Genomic DNA, 20,189 nt, shown 5'->3' on the forward strand with positions numbered 1-20,189 from the left:
TCAGTAACCCGATCCGCTAGAGCCGCCCATGCTGGGCAGGCGGGCCCTGCGCTGAGCATTGCTCCACTCGGCGCAGGTCATGAAAGCGGTATTGTCCACTTTGCCGGTGCCGTCGAAACTTACGCTGTAGGGCTGCCGGTTGTCGGCCTTGGTCAGCATGTAGTCGAAACAGGTGCCGGGCACCACGGTGCGTTCGGTCTCGGCATCGGGCTTGCCGCCTACCTGCATGACTTGGTCTCTGCTCATGCCGTTGGTGACTTTCGCCACCAGCGGCTGATCGTGGTACAGCGTGGAATTGGACGAACAGGCAGACAGCGCTGCCAGTGCAAGGATCAGCGCGTGAAAGGGTTTGTTCATGGCAGTGCTCCGGTAGAGGACGCCGACCGGCGATATCAATTCGCTCGGCTTTCAATCATACGCCTGCACTGCCTCACCCGCAGTAACGTGCCCCCATGTGGGAGCGGCTTTAGCCGCGAACACCGGCGCAGCCGGTGCCATGCACCGCGTTGCATGCTTCGCGGCTAAAGCCGCTCCCACAGGGTCCGCGGACTGCTTGCGAATTCAGTTCTCTACGTGGAAGCGCAGCCCAAAGGGCTGGGCGATCTCCCACAGGGATCGAGCAGGGCTATTGCTTGTGCGATCAGCCTGCATCACCGCGCTTGTTCATCTGCTCACACTGCGTCTGCGCAGCCGTCCTGCTTGGATAACTGGGCTTGAGCCGCTCCTTCGCTTGGTTATCGTAGATGTCGAAACCTCCACATACGGTAGCGGCGTAATAGCGGCTACCCACGCGGAACGACTCCTTTTCGATCGGCACAGCGGGAACGATAACGAATCTTGGTTGCATTTTTCGTGCCTCCCCAGGCAGAGACTTAAGTATTAGTCTGACCATTGGCAAGCATCAAGGAGGCTCATGAATAAAACACGGTTTTCGTGATCGGCAGGTCGACACTCGTACTGTCATCAAATGAAAACCCGCTGTCGTCCGATGCGAAGCACCCCACACACCAAGGGCATACAGTCCAATTACCCAGAACTGACGCCATGCGTCCAGATCGATGATTGGAGAGACAAGCATGTCCAAAGTCGTACGTTTCCATCAGACCGGTGGCCCCGAGGTGCTGCGCTACGAGGACGCCGAGGTCGGCGAGCCCGGCCCGGGGCAGGTGCGTTTGCGCCAGGTGGCTGTGGGCCTGAACTACGCCGATACCTATTTCCGCAACGGCACCTACCCGATCCCGCTGCCCAACGGCATTGGCGTGGAAGCGGCCGGGGTGGTCGAGGCACTGGGCGAGGGTGTGACCCAGGTGGCAGTCGGTGACCGGGTCACCTACACCGGTTTCCTCAACACCCTGGGCGCCTATTGCACCGAGCGCCTGATCCCCGCGGCCGCGCTGATCAAGCTGCCCGATACCATCGCCTTCGAAACCGCCGCTGCCATGACCATGCGCGGCCTGACCGCGGCCTATCTGCTGCGTCGGCTGCATGACTTCAAACCCGGCGACAGCGTGCTGCTGCATGCCGCTGCTGGCGGGGTCGGCCTGATCGTCGCGCAGTGGGCGCATCTGCTGGGGCTTAACGTGATCGGCACGGTGTCCACCGAGGCCAAGGCCGAAGTGGCTCGCGCCCATGGCTGCAACCACGTCATCAACTACAGCGTCGAGGACGTTGCCACGCGCGTGCGTGAGCTGACCGACGGGGTGGGGGTGAACGTGGTGTTCGACAGCGTTGGCAAGAGCACCTTCATGGGCTCGCTCGATTCGCTCAAGCGCCGCGGCCTGATGGTTTGCGTCGGCACGGCGTCGGGCACCATCCCGCCGTTCGACCCGCAGTTGCTGGCGATCAAGGGCTCGCTGCAGCTCACCCGCCCGGCACTGGCCGACTTCATCGCCGACCCGGCGGAAAAGGCCGACCTGGCCGGTGAGCTGTTCGATCACGTCGGCAGCGGGCGCATCCGTATCGAGATCAACCAGCACTACGCACTGCAGGATGCCGTCCAGGCCCACCGTGACCTGGAAGCGCGCAAGACCACCGGCTCGTCGATCTTCGTCATCTGAAGAGGGCAACAGCATGCACATCGAACAACTGACCTGCGCGATCGGTGCCGAGGTAAGTGGGGTCAACCTGGCCGACGCGATCCACGACGACGACCTGTTCGCCCAGCTTCGCGCGCAGTTGCTCCGGCACCGTGTGCTGTTCCTGCGCGACCAGCACTTCAGCCGCGCCGAACACGTGGCGTTCGCCCGCCGCTTCGGCGACCTGGAGGACCACCCGGTGGCCGGTAGCGACCCGGAGCATCCGGGCCTGGTACAGATCTACAAGCGCCCGGACCAGCCCAACGACCGCTATGAAAATGCCTGGCACACCGACGCCACCTGGCGCGAGGCCCCGCCGATGGGCTGTGTGCTGCGCTGCATCGAATGCCCGCCGGTGGGCGGCGACACGATGTGGGCGAACATGGTGCTGGCCTATGAAAACCTGGCAGGCGATGTGAAGGCCAAGATCGAAGGCCTGCGCGCCCGCCACAGCATCGAGGCGAGCTTTGGCGCCGCCATGCCGCTGGAAAAGCGCCTGGCGCTGAAGGCGCAGTTCCCCGATGCCGAGCACCCGGTTGTGCGCACCCACCCGGAAACCGGCGAGCAGGTGCTGTTCGTCAACGCCTTCACCACCCATTTCAGCAACTACCACACCCCGCAGCGGGTGCGCTTCGGCCAGGACGCCAACCCCGGCGCCAGCGACCTGCTGCGCTACCTCATCAGCCAGGCCTACCTGCCGGAGTACCAGGTGCGCTGGCGCTGGAAGCCCAACAGCGTGGCGATCTGGGACAACCGCAGCACACAGCATTACGCCGTCATGGACTACCCGCCGTGCCATCGCAAGATGGAGCGCGCCGGGATCAAGGGCAGCCCCACGTTCTGAGTTCGTCGCCGTCGCTGGCGGCAACCGCACAATAACAATAGCGAGGACTACAGCATGCAATTCTTCGACGATTCGTTGCACCCGGAAAACATGGAAAAGGTGGTGATCACCGTGGCCCCCTATGGCCCGGAGTGGATGCCCGAAGACTTCCCTGAAGACATTCCCCTGACCATGGACGAGCAGGTGCAGAAGGCTGTCGACTGCTTTGATGCAGGTGCCACCGTACTGCACCTGCACGTGCGCGAACTGGACGGCAAGGGCTCCAAGCGCCTGTCCAAGTTCAACGAGCTGATCGCCGGGGTGCGCGAAGCGGTGCCGGACATGATCATCCAGGTTGGCGGATCGATTTCCTTTGCCCCGGAAAGCGAGGGCGAGGCGGCCAAGTGGCTGTCGGACGACACCCGGCACATGCTCGCCGAGCTGACGCCACGCCCCGACCAGGTGACCGTGGCCATCAACACCACGCAGATGAACATCATGGAGTTGCTGTACCCCGAGTACCTGGAAGGCACCTCGCTGGCCAGCCCGGCGATTCATGCTGCCTACAGCGAAATGACCGTGCCGGCCGGCCCGGCCTGGGTCCGCGAGCACCTGCGCCGCCTGCAGGCCAGCAACATCCAGCCGCATTTCCAGCTGACCGGCATGCATGCCCTGGAGACGCTCGAGCGCATCGTGCGTCGCGGTGACTACATGGGCCCGCTGAACCTGACCTGGATCGGCATCGGCGGCGGTTTCGACGGCCCCAACCCGTTCAACTTCTTCAACTTCATTCACCGCGCGCCGGACGGCTGCACCCTGACCGCCGAATCGTTGCTGAAGAACGTGCTGCCGTTCAATACCATGGCCCTGGCCATGGGCTTGCACCCACGCTGCGGCAACGAAGACACCATCATCGACCAGCATGGCAAGCGCTTCACCTCGGTGCAGCAGATCCAGCAGACCGTGCGTGTGGCCCATGAACTGGGCCGCGAGATTGCCAGCGGCAAGGAAGCACGCGCCATTTATCGCATCGGGCAGCAGTACGACAGCATCGAGCAGACCCTCGAGGCCAACGGCATGGCGCCGAATCGCCAGCCGGGTGTGAAGGGCGTGCCGCAGCGCGGCTGATGCTGGTACGGCAGGCCTGGCCTCTTCGCGGGCATGCCCGCTCCCACAGGTGCGGCACTGGCCCAAAGGTCGACGCAGTCCCTGTGGGAGCGGGCGAGCCCGCGAAGAGGCCCGCAAAAGCAACATGAATGTTGGCTGTAGTCCATAACAACAAGAACAACCTCACGCCCCGCACCCAAGGAGGCAACATGGCCACCTATCTCGCCAGTGCCGAAGATTCCGGCACCGACACCGCCCACAGCGTCCCTCGGCGCTATGCCTGGGTGGTCTTCGCCCTGACCTTTGGCCTGTTGATCTCCGACTACATGTCGCGCCAGGTGCTCAATGCGGTTTTCCCGCTGCTCAAGGGCGAATGGGCATTGAGCGACAGCCAGCTCGGCCTGCTCAGCGGTATCGTCGCGCTGATGGTCGGCCTGCTGACCTTCCCGCTGTCGCTGCTGGCCGACCGCTTCGGCCGGGTGCGCAGCCTGGTGCTGATGGCAGTACTGTGGAGCCTGGCCACCCTCGGCTGCGCCCTGGCGGAAAACTACCCGCAAATGTTCATCGCGCGGTTTCTGGTCGGGGTAGGCGAGGCGGCCTACGGCAGTGTCGGCATCGCCGTGGTGGTCGCCGTGTTCCCCCGCGACATGCGCTCGACCCTGGCCGGCGCGTTCATGGCCGGTGGCATGTTCGGCTCGGTGCTGGGCATGGCCCTGGGCGGTGTACTGGCCCAGCACCTGGGTTGGCGCTGGGCATTTGCCGGCATGGCGCTGTTCGGCCTGGTGCTGGCGATGCTGTACCCGCTGTTCGTCAAGGAGGCGCGTATTGCGCCTCGGTGCGCGCAGCAGTCGCAAGGCAAGGCCGGGCGCCCGCTGCGCACCCTGTACGGCAGCCGTTCGGTCATCGCGGCCTACGTCGGCAGCGGGCTGCAGCTGTTCGTCGGCGGCACCGTGATCGTGTGGATGCCAAGCTACCTGAACCGCTATTACGCCATGGGCACCGACCGCGCCGGGGCGATTGCCGCAGTCATCGTGCTGTGCAGCGGCATCGGCATGATCCTCTGCGCCATGCTCTGCGACCGCCTCGGGCGGCAGCGCCCGGACCGCAAGATCAGCCTTGCCATCGCCTACTGCCTGGGCAGTTGCGCGCTGTTGTCCATCGCCTTCGCACTGCCGGCCGGCACCGCCCAACTGGTACTGATCTGCCTGGGCATGATGATCGCCGCCGGCACCAACGGCCCGTCCAGTGCCATGGTCGCCAACCTCACCCACGCCTCGGTGCACGGCACCGCGTTTGCCACCCTGACCCTGGCCAACAACCTGTTGGGCCTGGCGACCGGGCCGTTGATCACCGGGCGCGTTTCCGACCTGATCGGCTTGCATGCCGCCTTCCAGCTGGTACCGCTGATGAGCATCGGCGCGGCGGCGGTGTTTGTCCTTGCCAAACGTCATTACCACCGCGACATGGAGCGTCTGCATGCACCGGCAGGCGACGCTGCCGCACCCCGGGAGTTGAAACCGTGAAACAGCTGTTGTCCGTCGAAGTGTTCTTCGATTTCGTCTGCCCCTGGTGCCTGATTGGCCAGCGACACCTGCAGGCCGCGCTCTTGCACTTGCAGCGTGAACAACCGCAAGTGCAGGTACAACTGCAATGGCGAGGTGTGCAGTTGTTGCCGGGCTTGCCAGCCAGTGGCGTGCCGTTCCATGCCTTCTATCTGCAACGCCTGGGCAGCGAGGAGGCGGTACGCGAGCGCCAGGCCCAGGTGCGCGCCGCTGCCCGTGTGGTAGGCGAGGACATCGACTTCTCGCGTATTCGCCGCATGCCCAACACCGGCAATGCCCATCGGCTGCTGCAACGTGCTGCTCAGTTGCTCCAAGCAGGGCAACTGGAAGCCTTGCTGGCACAGCTGTTCATCGCCTATTTCCACCAGGGGCGCGACCTGGGGGATAGCCGCACCTTGCTCGACATCGCCCAATGTTGCGGGCTGGAAGCCGTGCAGGTTGTCGACTGCCTGCGTGACGACGGCAGCCCGTTCCTCGATGGGGCAGGGCGCGCCGGCAGTGCAGTGCCGCGTTTCCGTTTCAATCAAGGGCCGATCATTGCAGGTGCGCAGCCTGCCGAGGTCTTGTATGCGGCCATGACCGAAGCACTGCAAGAGGTTGAGAGGGCATGACCCGGCGCATTGCATTGGCCCCCCATCAGGTGCCGGAACGTGACGGCCGTGTGCTGTTGGCCTGCGAAGGGCGCAGCGTGGCGCTGTTCAACGTTGCCGACTCGCTCTATGCCATTGACGACAGCTGCCCGCACCAGGGCGCGTCGTTGTGTGGCGGCCGGCTGGAAGGCCGTGTCATCCAGTGCTGCGCGCACGGCCTGCGCTTTGACCTGGCCAGCGGCTACCTGGTCAATTCCAGGGCCTTGAAGGTTGCCAGCTACCCGGTCGAGCAGCAGGGCGGGCAGGTTTACATCGTGTTTGACTGTGAGGAAGCGGGGCAATGAATACACTGGCACTTGGCGCTACCCATCAGCGTATCCGCACCCTCGCCCCGGGGGGGGTGGTCAGCCTCATCGTCGGTGCGGCCGCCAGTTTCCTCAGTGAGCATTACGCAGCGCCGGTCATGCTGTTTGCCTTGTTACTGGGGATGGCGCTGAACTTTCTCGCGGTCGATGGCCCCTGCAAAGCCGGTATCGAGTTTACCGCCCGCACGGTACTGCGCCTGGGCGTGGCGCTACTTGGCATGCGCATCACCCTGGACCAGATTGCCAGCCTGGGCTGGAAGCCCGTGGCCCTGGTCGTGACCCTGGTGGTGGTGACCATCCTGGTTTCGGTGGTGGTGGCCAAGGCGCTGGGGTTTTCACGGCTGTTCGGCATGCTCACCGGCGGTGCCACGGCCATTTGCGGTGCCTCGGCGGCGCTGGCGCTGGCAGCTGCCTTGCCCCAGCACCCGCGCAAGGAGCATGCAACGCTGTTTACCGTGATCGGCGTGTCGGCGCTGTCGACCCTGGCGATGATCCTGTACCCGATGATTGCCCAGTGGCTGCACCTGTCCCCAGCCCAGGCCGGGGTGTTCCTCGGTGCGACCATCCACGATGTGGCGCAGGTGGTGGGCGCGGGCTACAGCATGTCTACCGAGACCGGCGACATCGCCACGGTGGTCAAGCTGATGCGGGTGGCCATGTTGTTGCCGGTCATTGTCTGCGCGGCCATGATCACCCGGCGCCAGGGCCTCGAGGCAGGCGGGCAGCGGCCGCCCTTGTTGCCATGGTTCGCGGTCGGCTTCCTGCTGCTGGCGTGCGTCAACAGCACAGGCTGGGTACCCGCCGCGGTGCAGGGCGGTATCAACGACCTGTCGCGCGGCTGCCTGGTGGTGGCGATCAGTGCCCTGGGCATGAAAACCCAACTCAAGGCGCTGGCCTCGGTCGGGGTGAAACCCATTGCGCTGATGGTGGGGGAGAGCGTGTTTCTTGTGCTTTTGGTTCTGGCGTTGATGCATTGGGTGGGTTCGGCTTGAGATGTGTGGCGCCTGTGAGATCGAGCGCCGCCCGCGCGGCGCTTCGCAGCACAAGGCTGCTCCTACATCTGTTTCGGGCCAATAACGCCTGTTCCAATGCACGCGACCGCCTTGTTTGCCCGGCACAATATCTAGGTGGGCACCAAGGGCCCGCGCGCGTCTGCCTCAGGAATAACTGGCCCGAAAACAGATGTAGGAGCAGCCTTGTGCTGCGAAGCGCCGCGCGGGCGGCGCTCGATCTCACAGGCGCCGCAAATCCAAGCTCAGGCGCCTGGCGGCCCTGACGCGATCTGATCAGAATTCTGTGCCCGCCAACTGGCCGGCGGCATGCCGAACTGGGCGATGAACCAGCGGGTGAACGAGCTGGGCATCGAATAACCCAGCATGTCGGCGATACGCCCCAGCGAATAGCCGGGGTTTTCCAGGTAGCGCATCACCAGGTCACGGCGCACGCTGTTGATCAGGTCCTTGAAGGTCAACCCGCTTTCTTCCAGGCGCCGCTGCAGGGTGCGCACGTTCATGCCCTGGGTCTGTGCCACCTGTTCGATGGTGGCGCGGCCCATGGGCAGCAGCAGGTAGATGGTCTTGCGCAACTCCAGCTCCAGGGACGGCGTGCCGCCCGCCGGCAGGCTGTCCAGATAGCGCTGCGCCAGGCGCGCCATGGCCTCGTTGGCCTGCGGGCTGGCGCTGTCGAGGTCGGCGGCCGGGCAGACGATACCGTTGAACTCGCTGCCGAACACCAGCGTGCAGCCGAAAATGCGCCGGTGGGTGGCCAGGTCGGCGGGAGGCGCGTGGGTGAAGTTGGCGCTGATCGGGTGCCAATGCGCACCTAGCAGCGCCGCGCACAGGCGCATCATAACGCCGATCGCCAGCTCGGTGGCCTGGCGGCTGCAGGGCGCGCGTTCGTTGATCACCTCCTCACGGATGACCACGGTCTTGCCGGCTTCCTCGATATGAATGGCCAGGGCGTCATTGAGCAGGTGACGGTACTGCACGATCACCTGCAGCGCATCACGCAGGGTGCGCTGGTGGCTGAGCAACAGGCTTATTTCGCCGAAGTCCGACAGTTGCCGCAACTCGGCCATGCGCAGGCCGAAGCTTTCGCAGCGGGTGGCGCTGGCGGAGGCTTCCAGCAAGGCGATGACGCTGGCAACCGGAATACGCCGATTGGGGTCTTCGAGCAACGCGGCGCTGAGGCCAACCTGTGCCAGCAGTGCATGGGGATTGAGGCCGAGGTGGCGGGACACCTCAAGGTAATTGGTCAAGCTGGCGGCACGGACTAGGGCAGGCATTTTTTGTTGTTATCCATGTTTTCCAGGCTATCTGCTGCTTTTTTGTAGGAGCAGCCTTGTGCTGCGAAGAGGTCGTAAAGGCCATAACAGTGATGTTCGTCGTACCGGCCTCTTCGCAGCACAAGGCTGCTCCTACAAAAAGTGAGCGGCTGATTGATTTTATAGCCTGCGTGTCATGAATTGAAAAGCAAAGCCCTGTGTTGGCCATTGTCATCAAATGAAAAGCCCCTGACGCCCAATGTGAAGCACCCGGTGGGTGGGCTGTTTACTGTGAACCTCAAGAGCTACACCGCACACGAGGTTCACCGTGGAAAAACTGCAAACCACTGCCACCGTGCTGATCGTCCCCGGCCTGCGCGACCATGTCGCCGAACACTGGCAGACCCTGCTCGCAGGCCGCCTGGCCAAGGTGCGCAGCGTACCGCCGCTGCAGGTCGACGGCCTGAGCTGCACAGCCCGGGTCGAGGCGATCCAGCGCGAACTGGACCAGATCGATGGTGAAGTGATCCTGGTGGCGCACAGCGCCGGCGTGCTGATGGTCGCCCACTGGGCGGCGCGCTACCGGCGGCCGATCAAGGGTGCATTGCTGGCGGCGCCGCCCGACCTGAACGCGCCATGGCCGGCCCACTACCCAAGCCCGGCCAGCCTGGCCGAGCACGGCTGGTCGCCATTGCCCCAGGCGCCGCTGCCGTTCCCCAGCATTGTCGCGGCCAGCAGCAACGACCACCTGGCCAGCTTTGCCGCAGCCAGCGCGCTGGCCCATGGCTGGGGTAGTGAACTGGTCGCACTGGGGGCCGTCGGCCACCTCAACCCGGCCTCCGGCTTCGGCCCCTGGCCGCAGGCCGAGGCGTTCATCCAGCGACTGGACCAGCCCAACCTGCAATAGCGCATGGACGCCCCAGCCACGCTCGCAAAAGACGGGCGGCGAAAAAAACAATAACAATACGTGGAGCCATCGTAATGCCAGAACACCGCATTTACCGTGCTGTGAAACCACAGCGCTGCCTGCTCGCCTGCGCCATCGGCCTGCTCACGCTACCCGCCGCCCAGGCGTTCGAAGTCGATACCGGCAATGAAAACTGGGCCGTGCGCTTCGACAACACCGTCAAGTACAACTACGGCGTGCGCACCGAAAGCGCCGACAAGCGCATGCTGGGCACGCCCAACAGCAACGACGGTGACTACAACTTCCGCAAGGCCGGCACCAACATCACCAACCGGGTAGACCTGCTGACCGAACTGGATGTGGTCTACCAGGGCAACACCGGGTTCCGCGTCAGCACCGCCAGCTGGTACGACAAGGCCTATGACAACACCGGCTCCAATAGCAACCCGTTCGTCAACGGCAATGGTGACCAGTCCGGCATCAACCCCAGCCTCAATGGCCTGCCCGGCACCGGTGTGCCGCTGGGCAGCCCGCACCTGAGCAACTACGCCCAGCGTTACTACAGCGGCCCGTCCGGTGAAGTGCTGGATGCCTTCGTGTTCTTCAGCCGTGAAGTCGGCGAGGCCTCGCAGGTCAGCGCCAAGCTGGGCCAGCACAACCTGTTCTGGGGTGAAACCCTGCTCAACCCGGTCCATTCGCTGAGCTACGGCCAGTCGGGCCTCGACCTGGCCAAGCTGGCCGCTTCGCCGGGCACCGAGGCCAAGGAGCTGTTCGTGCCGCGCAACCAGCTGTCGACCTCGTTCCTGGTCAACTCTGAACTGACCCTTGGCGCCCAGTACTTCTTCGACTGGGACGCCGCCCGCCTGCCCGAAGCCGGTACCTATTATGGCGGCTCGGACGTGGTAGGCGAGGGCGCCCAAAGCTTCCTGCTCGGCCACACTGGTACCCCCGGGTTGATCCCGGTGCGCGGTGCGCTGACCACCATCCGCCGTGGCCATGACCTGAACCCAGGCAAGAGCGGCGACTGGGGCATCATGGCCAAGTGGTCGCCGGAGTGGCTGGGCGGCACCCTCGGTTTCTACTACCGCAAGACCTCCGAGATCCTCCCGCAGGCCTGGCTCGACGCGCGCGGCATGACCGTCGCCAATGGTCCGTTCGGCAACCCGCCGGGCAGCCGCCAAGGCGCAGTCGGCAACCTGTACAACTCGCTGCAAAGCACTACCTACCAGTTCGCCTACTCCGACGACATCGACATCTATGGCCTGAGCCTGTCCAAGGATGTGGGCGGCATCAGTGTCGGCAGCGACCTGAACATCCGCCACAACATGCCGCTGGCGAGCATCCCGGCAATCGTCAGCGCCCCCGGCCAGGGTGGCCTGGGCGGCGGCTTCGGCCTGCTGCCGGCACGCCTGCCCAGCAGCGGGGTGATCTACGACGTGCCCAAGGATGGCGACGGCCTGAGCGCCACCGGCGACACCTTGCACTGGACCTTGAACGGCCTGATGACCATTGGCGATACGCCGCTGTTCGATTCGGCAACCCTGCTTGGCGAGCTGTTCTACAGCAACCTGCTCAAGCTCGATAGCCACAACGAGGCCTTGTACAAGGGCAAGAGCAGCTACCGCGGCATCGACAAGGCCACCCGCGACAACTGGGGCATCGCGGTCAACTTCACCCCTACCTGGTACCAGGTGCTGCCGGGCATGGACCTGAGCATGCCGCTGTCGGTCAACGTCGGCCTCGACGGCGTGTCGCCGGTGCAGGGCGGTGGCGCCGAGAACACCGGCAACTATGCGGTGGGCGTGAGCGCCGCGATCTACAACCAGTACTTCGTCGACCTCAAGTACGTCGACAGTTTCGGTGAGACCAAGGCCTGCAAGGACGGCCAGACCGACGGCAGCACCCCCAACGCCCTGGACGGCGAACAGGATTACACCTGCTACGGCGGCGGCTACGCCTCCTTCTCCGGCGGTGGTGCCACCACCGAGGACCGTGGCGCCCTGTACCTGACCGTCAAGACGACCTTCTGAGTCATGTTTCCTACAGCCTACACAGGAAGACAACCATCATGAATTTCGTACGTACCCTGCTGGCCTCGTGCCTGTCACTGGCCGCCCTGAACGCTGCCCAGGCCGCCGTTTCCACTGACCAGGCCGCGCGCCTGGGCACCAGCCTGACCGTCATCGGCGCGGAAAAGGCCGGCAACGCCGATGGCTCGATCCCGGCCTACCAGGGCGGCCTGCTGACGCCGCCAGCCAGCTACCAGAGCGGCGCCAGCATGCGCCCCGACCCGTTCGCCAGCGACAAGCCGCTGCTGGTCATCGATGGCAAGAACGCCGAGCAGTACAAGGGCCAACTGACCGCCACCACCCTGGAACTGCTCAAACGCTACCCCAGCTACCGCGTCGATGTGTACCCGACCCACCGTAGCGTGGCGCTGCCGCAAGCGGTACTGGACAACACCCGCAAGAACGCCACTGCCGCCAACAGCAAGGAGGGCGGTACGGCAGTGGACAACGTGCTGCCGGGTATCCCGTTCCCCATTCCGCAGAACGGCGCCGAGGCCATGTGGAACTTCCTGCTGCGCTATCAGGGCGTGAGCATGACTGCCAAGTACGACTCATGGAACGTCGACGCTGCCGGCAAGCCATCGCTGTCGACCACCGGCCAGGCCAATATCAGCTACCCGATCTACGAGGACATGACTAAGCCGATCGGTGCCAAGGACACCTACTACCAGATGAAGCTGGTATACACCGGGCCCGCACGCCGTGCCGGCGAAGCGATGATGCTGCGTGATGCCGCCAACCCGCTGGTGCAGCCACGCAGCGCCTGGCAGTACCTGCCGGGCCAGCGTCGGGTCAAGCTGGCACCGAACCTCGCCTACGACACGCCCAACCCGGGCACTTCGGGTTCGGGTACCTACGATGACGTGTTCGTCTTCAACGGTGCACTGGACCGCTACGACTGGACCCTGGTCGGCAAGCAGGAAATGTACGTGCCGTACAACACCTACCAGCTGACCTACAACACCGACGTCAAGCAGGTGATCACCCCCAATCACCTGGCGCCGCAGTTCGTGCGTTGGGAGAAGCACCGGGTGTGGGTGGTGGAAGGCAAGCTCAAGGACGGTGCGCGCCATATCTACCACAAGCGCCGCTTCTACCTCGACGAAGACAGCTGGATCGCCCTGGCCTCGGACCAGTACGACGCCCGTGGCCAGCTGTACCGCGGCTCGTTCGCCTTCCTCACCCAGAGCTATGACAAGCAGACCCCGGACGCCACGCCGTTCATGATCTACGACCTGATCGGCGGCACCTATAACCTCAATGGCGTGGTCGGTGCCTACGGCGGTATCCGCTATATCGACCCACTGTCGAAAACCCAGTGGTCGCCCGAGTCGCTGGCCGGCAACGGCATTCGCTGAACGCACGGAGCAGAGGTGGCAATGTCTGTCTTCAAACGATGCAGCGTGATGGTTCTGGCTTTGGCCGCGCTGCAGGGCGCGGCCCAGGCTGCGCCCTTCACCGATGTGCTGGACCTGCCCGCCAGGCCCAGCGCCCTGGTCGCCAGCAGCGCCTTGCGCGATGTCACCCTGGCCGGCCAGCGCCTGGTCGCGGTGGGCCCGCGAGGGCACATCCTGTACTCCGACGATCACGGCGCGCACTGGCAGCAGGCCCAGGTGCCGGTCAGCGCCGACCTGAATGCCGTGAGCTTCGCCACGCCCGAACTGGGCTGGGCGGTTGGCCACGATGGCGTGGTGCTGCACAGCCGCGATGGCGGCGTGCACTGGCAGAAGCAGCTGGATGGCCGGGCACTGGCCGAACAACTGCCGGGCACGGGTAGCGACAATGCCTTGCTCGACGTGTGGTTCAGCGATGCCCGCAATGGCTATGCGGTCGGCGTGTTCAACCTGCTGTTGCGCACCGTTGATGGCGGCGAGCACTGGCAGCCCTGGCTCGACCACAGCGATAACCCGCAAGGCCTGCACCTGACCAGCCTCGCCGCGGTGGGTGACGAGCTGTACATCACCGGCGAGCAAGGCCTGCTGCTGAAGCAGGACGGTGAGTGCTTCAGCCGTGTCGAGACACCCTACGCCGGCACACTGTTCGGTGCTGTCGGCAAGCCTGGCGTACTGGTGGTCTACGGCCTGCGTGGGCATGCCTACCGCAGCACCGATGGCGACCGGCAGTGGCAACCGGTCAGCACGGGTGTGAACACCAGCCTCACCGCCGCCGGTGTCGACCGTGACGGCCAGCTATGGCTGGCCAGCCAGCCTGGCGACCTGCTGCTCAGCCGGGATGATGGCGCCAGCTTCAGCCCGGTGCCGCAAAGCGCCCGTGGCCCGGTGACCTCGCTCGCCACCGATACCGGCAACGGCCTGGTACTGGTCGGCGAGCGGGGCGTGCGCAACCAGCCCGGCAACCCCACGCTGCACCCATAACAAGAGAAGACCCTGATGGCCGCTACCCGCCAAGACACCCTGCCGGTAATCCGCAACCTCGACGATTTCGACCCACGCTCGGGCAATTGCCTGGAGCGCCTGGTGTTCAACCATCGCCTGCCGTTCCTGCTGTGCATGCTATTGGCGACCCTGGTGCTGGGCTACATGGCGCTGACCCGCCTGGAGCTGCGCCCCAGTTTCGACAAGATGCTGCCGCAGAGCCACCCCTACATCCAGAACTACCTGGAAAACCGCCCATCACTGCGTGGCTTGGGCAACGCGGTGCGGGTGGTGGTGGAGAACACCCAGGGCGACATCTTCGACCCGGGCTACCTGCAGACCCTGCGCCACATCAACGACGAGCTGTTCCTCAGCCAGGGCGTGGACCGGGCCTGGGTGAAGTCGCTGTGGAGCCCGGCGGTGCGCTGGACCGAGGTGACCGAGGAGGGCTTCCAGGGCGGCCCGGTGATGCCCGACAGCTACCAGGGCGCTGCGGGTGACATCGAGCAGCTGCGGCAGAACATCGAGCGCGCCAACATTGTCGGCAGCCTGGTGGCGCGCGACTTCAAATCGAGCATGCTGGTCGTGCCGCTGCTCGACCAGGATTCGGCTACCGGCAAAGGCCTCGACTACCACGCCTTCTCGCAGAAGCTCGAACAACTGCGCAGCCAGTACCAGGCCAGCGGCCATTACCGCATCCATGTGATCGGCTTCGCCAAGCTGATGGGCGACCTGATCGACGGGCTGATCCAGGTGATGGCGTTCTTCGCCCTGGCGGTGCTGACCAGCCTGCTGATCATCTACTGCTACACCCGTTGCGTGCGCAGCACTCTGCTGGTGGTGCTGTGTTCGCTGACCGCGGTGGTGTGGCAGCTGGGCATCGTCGCCTGGCTGGGCTATGCCATCGACCCGTATTCGATCCTGGTGCCATTCCTGATCTTTGCCATCGGCGTATCCCACGCGGCGCAGAAGATGAACGGCATCCTTCAGGACATCGGCCGTGGCACTCACCGCCAGGTGGCAGCGCGCTATACCTTCCGCCGCCTGTTCGTGGCCGGGGTGACTGCGTTGCTGGCGGATGCGGTGGGCTTTGCCGTGCTGATGCTGATCGACATCCCGGTGATCCAGGACTTGGCCATCACCGCCAGCATCGGCGTGGCGGTGCTGATCTTCACCTCGCTGCTGCTGATGCCGGTGGCGCTGTCTTATGTTGGTGTTGGCCGCAAGGCTGCCGAGCGGGCCCTGCATATCGACGCCCGCGCAGCCCAACACCGAGGTTTCGGCCGGCTGTGGGACCTGCTCGACCGCTTCACCGAACGCAAATGGGCCAGCGCCGCATTGCTGGTGGCCCTGGCCCTGGGCGCCCTCGGCATCTGGGGCAGCCTGCAACTGAAAATCGGCGACCTCGACAGCGGTGCCCCCGAGCTGCGCGCCGACTCCCGCTACAACCTCGACAACGCCTACATCACCCAGCACTACGCGCTGTCCAGCGATACCTTCGCGGTCATGGTCAAGACCGCTCCGGAAGGCTGCCTGCAATACCAGACACTGGTCCTTGCCGACCGCCTGGCCTGGGAACTGCAGCAACTGCCGGGAGTGCAGACCACCGTGTCGCTGGCCAACGCAGTGCGCCAGATCACCGCCGGCACCTACGAAGGCAACCCACGCCTGAACAGCCTGCAGCGCAACCAGGACGTGCTCAACTACGCCGCCCAGCAGGCTTCGGTCAACGCCCCCGAGCTGTTCAACAACGACTGCTCGCTGATGCCGGTAATCGCCTACCTCAAGGACCACCGCGCCGACACCCTGGCCCAGGTGGCCGCCGTGGCCGAGCGTTTTGCCCAGGCCAACAGTAGCGCCGAACAGCAGTTCCTGCTGGCCGCCGGCAGTGCCGGCATCGAGGCTGCCACCAACGTGGTGGTCCGCGAGGCCAACCACCGCATGCTGTTGCTGGTGTACCTGGCGGTCACGCTGTTCTGCCTGTTCACCTTCCGTAGCTGGCGCGCCACGCTGGTGGCGATCCTGCCGCTGATGCTCACCTCGGTGCTGTGCGAAGCGCTGATGGTAGCCATGGGCATTGGCGTCAAGGTCGCCACCTTGCCGGTGATCGCCCTGGGCGTAGGTATTGGCGTGGACTACGCGCTGTACCTGCTCAGCGTGCAACTGCACTACCAGCGCGCCGGGTTGAGCCTGGCCCAGGCCTACCAGAAAGCCGTGGCCTTCACCGGCCGGGTGGTCGGGCTGGTCGGCATTACCCTGGCGGCCGGTGTGGTCGGCTGGGCCTGGTCGCCGATCAAGTTCCAGGCCGACATGGGCCTGCTGCTGACCTTCATGTTCCTGTGGAACATGCTCGGTGCGCTGGTGTTGATCCCCGCGTTGTCGCATTTCCTCCTGCGTGGCCAGGCCGCCCCGGCACCTGCCGAGGTCAAGGCCACGTCGCTTCCGCAAACCCAAGAAACCGAGTGTTCGCCTCATGTCTGATTACCTTCCGCCACTGCGCGACATGGATTTTCTGTTCAACGAAGTGTTCGACATCCCGGCCTGGTGGGCGCAAACGCCCGCGCTGGCCGAGCAGGTCGATGGCGACACAGCCCGGGCCGTGCTCGAACAGGCCGGCCGGCTAATTGCCGAGGTGGTGGCGCCGCTCAACCGCAGTGGCGACGAGCAGGGCTGCCGCTGGGAGGCCGGCCAGGTACACACCCCCGATGGCTTCGCCGATGCCTACCGGGCATTTGCCGCGGATGGCTGGGTGGGTGTGGCCGGTGCCCCGGAATATGGGGGCATGGGCATGCCGAAAGTGATCGGTGCCCAGCTCGAAGAAATGCTCAATGCCGCCAACCTGTCGTTTGGCCTGTACCCGATGCTGACCGCCGGGGCCTGCCTGGCGCTGCTCAACCATGCCAGCGAGCCGTTGAAGGCGCTGTACCTGCCGCCCATGTACCAAGGGCGCTGGACCGGTTCGATGTGCCTGACCGAGCCGCACGCTGGCACCGACCTTGGCCTGATTCGCACCCGCGCCGAGCCGGTTGCCGATGGCCGCTACCGCATCAGCGGGACCAAGATCTTCATCACTGGCGGTGAGCAGGACCTGACCGAGAACATCATCCACCTGGTGCTGGCGCGGCTGCCGGATGCGCCCGCCGGGCCCAAGGGCATATCGCTGTTCCTGGTGCCCAAGGTGCTGGTTGACGCCGACGGCGTGCTGGGCGAGGCCAATGCGGTGAGTTGCGGGTCGATCGAGCACAAGATGGGCATCAAGGCCTCTGCCACCTGCGTGATGAACTTCGACGGTGCAATCGGCTACCTGGTCGGCGAGCCGAACAAGGGCCTCAACGCGATGTTCACCATGATGAATTACGAGCGCCTTGGTGTAGGTATCCAGGGCCTGGCCCTGGGCGAACGCTCCTACCAGGGCGCCATTGCCTATGCCCGTGATCGCCAGCAGGGCCGTGCGCCGACGGGGGCCGAAGCGCCGGGGCAAGCCGCTGACCCGATCGTCGTCCACCCGGATGTGCGGCGCATGCTGCTGACCATGAAAGCGCTGAACGAAGGCGGGCGAGCCTTCTCTACCTATGTGGCACTGCAGCTGGACCTGGCCAGATACAGCGAGGCCCCGGTCGCACGCGCCCAGGCCGAGGCCAAGGTGGCATTGCTCACGCCAGTGGCCAAGGCCTTCCTAACCGACATGGGGCTGGAAACCACCGTGCACGGCCAGCAGGTGCTGGGCGGTCATGGCTATATCCGCGAATGGGGCCAGGAGCAGTTGATCCGCGACTGCCGCATTACCCAGATCTACGAAGGCACCAATGGCATCCAGGCCCTCGACCTGGTGGGGCGTAAACTGTTTGCCGATGGCGGCCAGGCCTATCGCAGCGTGTCCGACGAAATTACTGCCTTTGTCGAGACGCTGCCCGCGGCGTGCGCCGAGTTCGGCGCGCCGCTGCTGGCTGCCGTGCGCAACCTCGACGAGCTGACCGCCTGGTTGCTCGATCGGGCCCAGGGCAACCCGCGTGAGCTGGGCGCGGCGGCGGTGGAGTACCTGCAGGTGTTTGGCTACACCTTCTACGCCTACCTGTGGGCACGCATGGCCGTGGTTTGCCAGTGTCATGCGGCTCCCGAGCCGTTTCACCTGAGCAAGCTGGGCACCGCGCGTTTCTACTTTGCCCGCCTGCTGCCACGCATTCATTCGCTGAGCGCCAGTGTGAGGGCCGGTAGCGACAGCCTGTACCTGCTCGAGGCCGGGCAACTGTGAAGGCCGCCGACATGATCACAACTCGCATCATGCCTGCGGCAGAGCAGGCCTACGCCTATCCGCTGCTGATCAAGCGCCTGCTGCTGTCGGGCGTGCGCTACCAGCCCAACCAGGAAATCGTCTACGCCGACAAGCTGCGCTACACCTACACCACGCTGCTCGAACGCATCCAGCGGCTGGCCAATGTGCTGACCGCCGCCGGGGTCAAGCCTGGCGACACCGTGGCCTTGCTCGACTGGGACAGCCATCGGGCCCTTGAATGCTTCTTCGCCGTACCGATGCTGGGTGCGGTGCTGCACACGGTAAACGTACGGCTGTCCACCGAGCAGGTGCGCTACACCATGAACCATGCCGAGGACCGCCTGGTACTGGTGCATGACGACTTCCTGCCGTTGATGGCGCAACTGCGCGATGACTTGCCGACGGTCGAGGGTTTCATTCGCCTCGGTGAAGGCGGCCCGGCAACGCAAGATGTGCCGTTGCTGGGTGAGTACGAAGCGCTGCTGGCGGCTGCCGAGCCACAGTTCGACTTCGCCGATTTCGACGAGCACTCACTGGCCACGCTGTTCTACACCAGCGGTACCACCGGCAACCCCAAGGGCGTGTACTTCAGCCACCGGCAACTGGTGCTGCATACCCTGGTCGAGCAGGGCACCCTGGCTGCCTGCGGCGAGGTACCGCTGCTGCGCAGCGGCGACGTGTACATGCCCATTACGCCGATGTTCCATGTGCATGCCTGGGGCGTGCCCTATGTGGCCACGGCACTGGGCATCAAGCAGGTCTACCCGGGGCGCTACGAGCCCAACCGCCTGGTGCGCCTGTACCGCGACGAGGGCGTGACGTTCTCTCATTGCGTGCCCACGGTGCTGCAGATGATGCTCGACAGCGAGGAAGGGCGCCGCGCCGACCTGAGCGGTTGGAAGATGCTGCTGGGCGGCAGCGCCCTGACCCTGGGCCTGGCGCAGCGTGCCAGCGAGCGCGGCATCAGCGTGCATTGTGGCTACGGCATGTCGGAAAGCTGCCCGCTGCTCAGCATCACCCACCTGAGTGCCGAGCTGCTGGCATTGCCGATGGCGCAACAACTGCCGCTGCGTATCGATGCTGGCGTGCCGATCGCCCTGGTGGACCTGCGCATCGTCGACGCTGAAGGCATTGATGTGCCCCGCGACGGCGAGAGCCTGGGTGAAATCGTGGTGCGTGCCCCGTGGCTGACCCAGGGCTATCTGCATGAACCGGAGCAGGGTGCCGCGTTGTGGCTGGGGGGCTGGATGCATACTGGCGACCTGGCCTGCATCGACCCTGCGGGTGTGGTGCGTATTCGTGACCGGATCAAGGATGTGATCAAGACCGGAGGCGAGTGGGTCAGCTCGGTGGCGCTGGAAAACCTGATCAGCCAGCACCCGGCTGTCGCTTCGGTGGCAGTGATCGGCATCCCGGACCCGCAGTGGGGTGAGCAACCCTTGGCCTTGGTGGTCCGTTGTGACGGCATGCAGTTCGACCAGGCGGCATTGGCAGGGCATCTGCAGCCGTTTGTCGACAGCGGGCACCTGAACAAATGGGCGATACCGCGGCAGTTGCGTTGCGTGGAGGAGATCCCCAAGACCAGCGTTGGCAAGATCGACAAGAAGCAGATCCGGCAGGCATTTCTCTGAATACTGGCGGGACCCGGCTGATGGCACCGGCTGCGCCGGTGTTCGCAGGTAAACCCGCTCCCACAGGTACAGCGTATTCCTTCAGCTGATGGGGTCCCTGTGGGAGCGGGCATGCCCGCGAAGCAGGCGACGCGGTGGATGGCACCGGC

General features: G+C 64.9%; 17 protein-coding genes. 14 read left to right on the top strand and 3 right to left on the bottom strand.

Annotated features, from left to right (window positions below; translation table 11 throughout):
* The gene (gene osmE / locus E5221_RS13815; protein WP_003258803.1) at positions 1–357 is read right to left on the bottom strand and encodes an osmotically-inducible lipoprotein OsmE; all 357 of its coding nucleotides are present in this window, start codon (positions 355–357) and stop codon (positions 1–3) included.
* 283 nt (positions 358–640) lie between these two features.
* The gene (locus E5221_RS13820) at positions 641–847 is read right to left on the bottom strand and encodes a hypothetical protein (RefSeq protein WP_003258802.1); all 207 of its coding nucleotides are present in this window, start codon (positions 845–847) and stop codon (positions 641–643) included.
* A 229-nt stretch (positions 848–1,076) separates the two neighbouring features.
* On the opposite strand from E5221_RS13820, the gene E5221_RS13825 reads away from it, so the two are divergent.
* From E5221_RS13825 to E5221_RS13855, 7 genes are all read left to right on the top strand, one after another.
* Complete coding sequence (locus tag E5221_RS13825; RefSeq protein WP_247847676.1) at positions 1,077–2,057, top strand: quinone oxidoreductase; 981 nt, start codon at positions 1,077–1,079, stop codon at positions 2,055–2,057.
* Positions 2,058–2,070: 13 nt separating this feature from the next.
* The gene (locus E5221_RS13830; RefSeq protein WP_247847677.1) at positions 2,071–2,919 is read left to right on the top strand and encodes a TauD/TfdA family dioxygenase; all 849 of its coding nucleotides are present in this window, start codon (positions 2,071–2,073) and stop codon (positions 2,917–2,919) included.
* A gap of 54 nt (positions 2,920–2,973) precedes the next feature.
* Entirely contained in the window at positions 2,974–4,026 is a 1,053-nt protein-coding gene (locus E5221_RS13835; protein ID WP_024087049.1) for a 3-keto-5-aminohexanoate cleavage protein, read from the top strand.
* A 188-nt stretch (positions 4,027–4,214) separates the two neighbouring features.
* Complete coding sequence (locus tag E5221_RS13840; protein WP_247847678.1) at positions 4,215–5,528, top strand: MFS transporter; 1,314 nt, start codon at positions 4,215–4,217, stop codon at positions 5,526–5,528.
* Positions 5,525–6,178, top strand: coding sequence for a DsbA family oxidoreductase (locus E5221_RS13845; protein ID WP_247847679.1), 654 nt, complete (start codon positions 5,525–5,527; stop codon positions 6,176–6,178). Before E5221_RS13840 ends, E5221_RS13845 begins: the two co-directional genes overlap by 4 nt.
* On the top strand, positions 6,175–6,501 hold the full coding sequence (locus E5221_RS13850) for a Rieske 2Fe-2S domain-containing protein (protein WP_039613496.1): 327 nt from the start codon (positions 6,175–6,177) through the stop codon (positions 6,499–6,501). Before E5221_RS13845 ends, E5221_RS13850 begins: the two co-directional genes overlap by 4 nt.
* Positions 6,498–7,514: a putative sulfate exporter family transporter gene (locus E5221_RS13855; protein WP_247847680.1), complete on the top strand. Its 1,017-nt coding sequence runs from the start codon at positions 6,498–6,500 to the stop codon at positions 7,512–7,514. The genes E5221_RS13850 and E5221_RS13855 overlap by 4 nt, the downstream gene beginning before the upstream one ends.
* 263 nt (positions 7,515–7,777) lie before the next feature.
* Here the strand turns inward: E5221_RS13855 and E5221_RS13860 are convergent, their stop codons facing one another.
* Positions 7,778–8,806, bottom strand: a complete 1,029-nt coding sequence (locus tag E5221_RS13860) for an AraC family transcriptional regulator (protein WP_061551454.1) — start codon at positions 8,804–8,806, stop codon at positions 7,778–7,780.
* 307 nt (positions 8,807–9,113) lie between these two features.
* Between E5221_RS13860 and E5221_RS13865 the strand changes: the two genes are divergently transcribed.
* The 7 genes from E5221_RS13865 to E5221_RS13895 all read left to right on the top strand — a co-directional run bounded on the left by E5221_RS13865 (position 9,114) and on the right by E5221_RS13895 (position 20,040).
* A complete protein-coding gene (locus E5221_RS13865; protein WP_013972537.1) occupies positions 9,114–9,692 on the top strand; it encodes an alpha/beta hydrolase in 579 nt (192 codons plus the stop codon).
* 74 nt (positions 9,693–9,766) lie between these two features.
* On the top strand, positions 9,767–11,722 hold the full coding sequence (locus E5221_RS13870) for a DUF1302 domain-containing protein (protein WP_025338999.1): 1,956 nt from the start codon (positions 9,767–9,769) through the stop codon (positions 11,720–11,722).
* A gap of 38 nt (positions 11,723–11,760) precedes the next feature.
* The gene (locus tag E5221_RS13875; RefSeq protein WP_025339000.1) at positions 11,761–13,119 is read left to right on the top strand and encodes a DUF1329 domain-containing protein; all 1,359 of its coding nucleotides are present in this window, start codon (positions 11,761–11,763) and stop codon (positions 13,117–13,119) included.
* A gap of 21 nt (positions 13,120–13,140) precedes the next feature.
* Positions 13,141–14,136 (top strand): YCF48-related protein, encoded by a 996-nt coding sequence (locus E5221_RS13880; RefSeq protein ID WP_247847681.1) that lies wholly within the window; start codon positions 13,141–13,143, stop codon positions 14,134–14,136.
* A gap of 15 nt (positions 14,137–14,151) precedes the next feature.
* The gene (locus E5221_RS13885; protein WP_247847682.1) at positions 14,152–16,617 is read left to right on the top strand and encodes an MMPL family transporter; all 2,466 of its coding nucleotides are present in this window, start codon (positions 14,152–14,154) and stop codon (positions 16,615–16,617) included.
* Positions 16,610–18,388 (top strand): acyl-CoA dehydrogenase C-terminal domain-containing protein, encoded by a 1,779-nt coding sequence (locus tag E5221_RS13890; RefSeq protein WP_247847683.1) that lies wholly within the window; start codon positions 16,610–16,612, stop codon positions 18,386–18,388. The genes E5221_RS13885 and E5221_RS13890 overlap by 8 nt, the downstream gene beginning before the upstream one ends.
* An 11-nt stretch (positions 18,389–18,399) precedes the next feature.
* Positions 18,400–20,040 (top strand): fatty acid--CoA ligase, encoded by a 1,641-nt coding sequence (locus E5221_RS13895; protein ID WP_247847684.1) that lies wholly within the window; start codon positions 18,400–18,402, stop codon positions 20,038–20,040.
* Positions 20,041–20,189 lie beyond the last annotated feature (149 nt).

The sequence above is a fragment of the Pseudomonas sp. A2 genome (assembly GCF_023100865.1).
In the GTDB taxonomy this organism is placed as follows: Bacteria; Pseudomonadota; Gammaproteobacteria; order Pseudomonadales; family Pseudomonadaceae; genus Aquipseudomonas; species Aquipseudomonas asiatica.

Bases quoted from the DNA above. Each gene is read 5' to 3' on its own strand.
- E5221_RS13825 (WP_247847676.1), top strand. From the start codon at position 1,077: ATGTCCAAAGTCGTACGTTTCCATCAGACCGGTGGCCCCGAGGTGCTG.
- E5221_RS13895 (WP_247847684.1), top strand. From the start codon at position 18,400: ATGATCACAACTCGCATCATGCCTGCGGCAGAGCAGGCCTACGCCTAT.
- E5221_RS13885 (WP_247847682.1), top strand. From the start codon at position 14,152: ATGGCCGCTACCCGCCAAGACACCCTGCCGGTAATCCGCAACCTCGAC.
- E5221_RS13840 (WP_247847678.1), top strand. From the start codon at position 4,215: ATGGCCACCTATCTCGCCAGTGCCGAAGATTCCGGCACCGACACCGCC.
- E5221_RS13870 (WP_025338999.1), top strand. From the start codon at position 9,767: ATGCCAGAACACCGCATTTACCGTGCTGTGAAACCACAGCGCTGCCTG.
- E5221_RS13850 (WP_039613496.1), top strand. From the start codon at position 6,175: ATGACCCGGCGCATTGCATTGGCCCCCCATCAGGTGCCGGAACGTGAC.
- E5221_RS13835 (WP_024087049.1), top strand. From the start codon at position 2,974: ATGCAATTCTTCGACGATTCGTTGCACCCGGAAAACATGGAAAAGGTG.
- osmE (WP_003258803.1), bottom strand. From the start codon at position 357: ATGAACAAACCCTTTCACGCGCTGATCCTTGCACTGGCAGCGCTGTCT.
- E5221_RS13855 (WP_247847680.1), top strand. From the start codon at position 6,498: ATGAATACACTGGCACTTGGCGCTACCCATCAGCGTATCCGCACCCTC.
- E5221_RS13880 (WP_247847681.1), top strand. From the start codon at position 13,141: ATGTCTGTCTTCAAACGATGCAGCGTGATGGTTCTGGCTTTGGCCGCG.
- E5221_RS13890 (WP_247847683.1), top strand. From the start codon at position 16,610: ATGTCTGATTACCTTCCGCCACTGCGCGACATGGATTTTCTGTTCAAC.
- E5221_RS13820 (WP_003258802.1), bottom strand. From the start codon at position 847: ATGCAACCAAGATTCGTTATCGTTCCCGCTGTGCCGATCGAAAAGGAG.
- E5221_RS13860 (WP_061551454.1), bottom strand. From the start codon at position 8,806: ATGCCTGCCCTAGTCCGTGCCGCCAGCTTGACCAATTACCTTGAGGTG.
- E5221_RS13830 (WP_247847677.1), top strand. From the start codon at position 2,071: ATGCACATCGAACAACTGACCTGCGCGATCGGTGCCGAGGTAAGTGGG.
- E5221_RS13875 (WP_025339000.1), top strand. From the start codon at position 11,761: ATGAATTTCGTACGTACCCTGCTGGCCTCGTGCCTGTCACTGGCCGCC.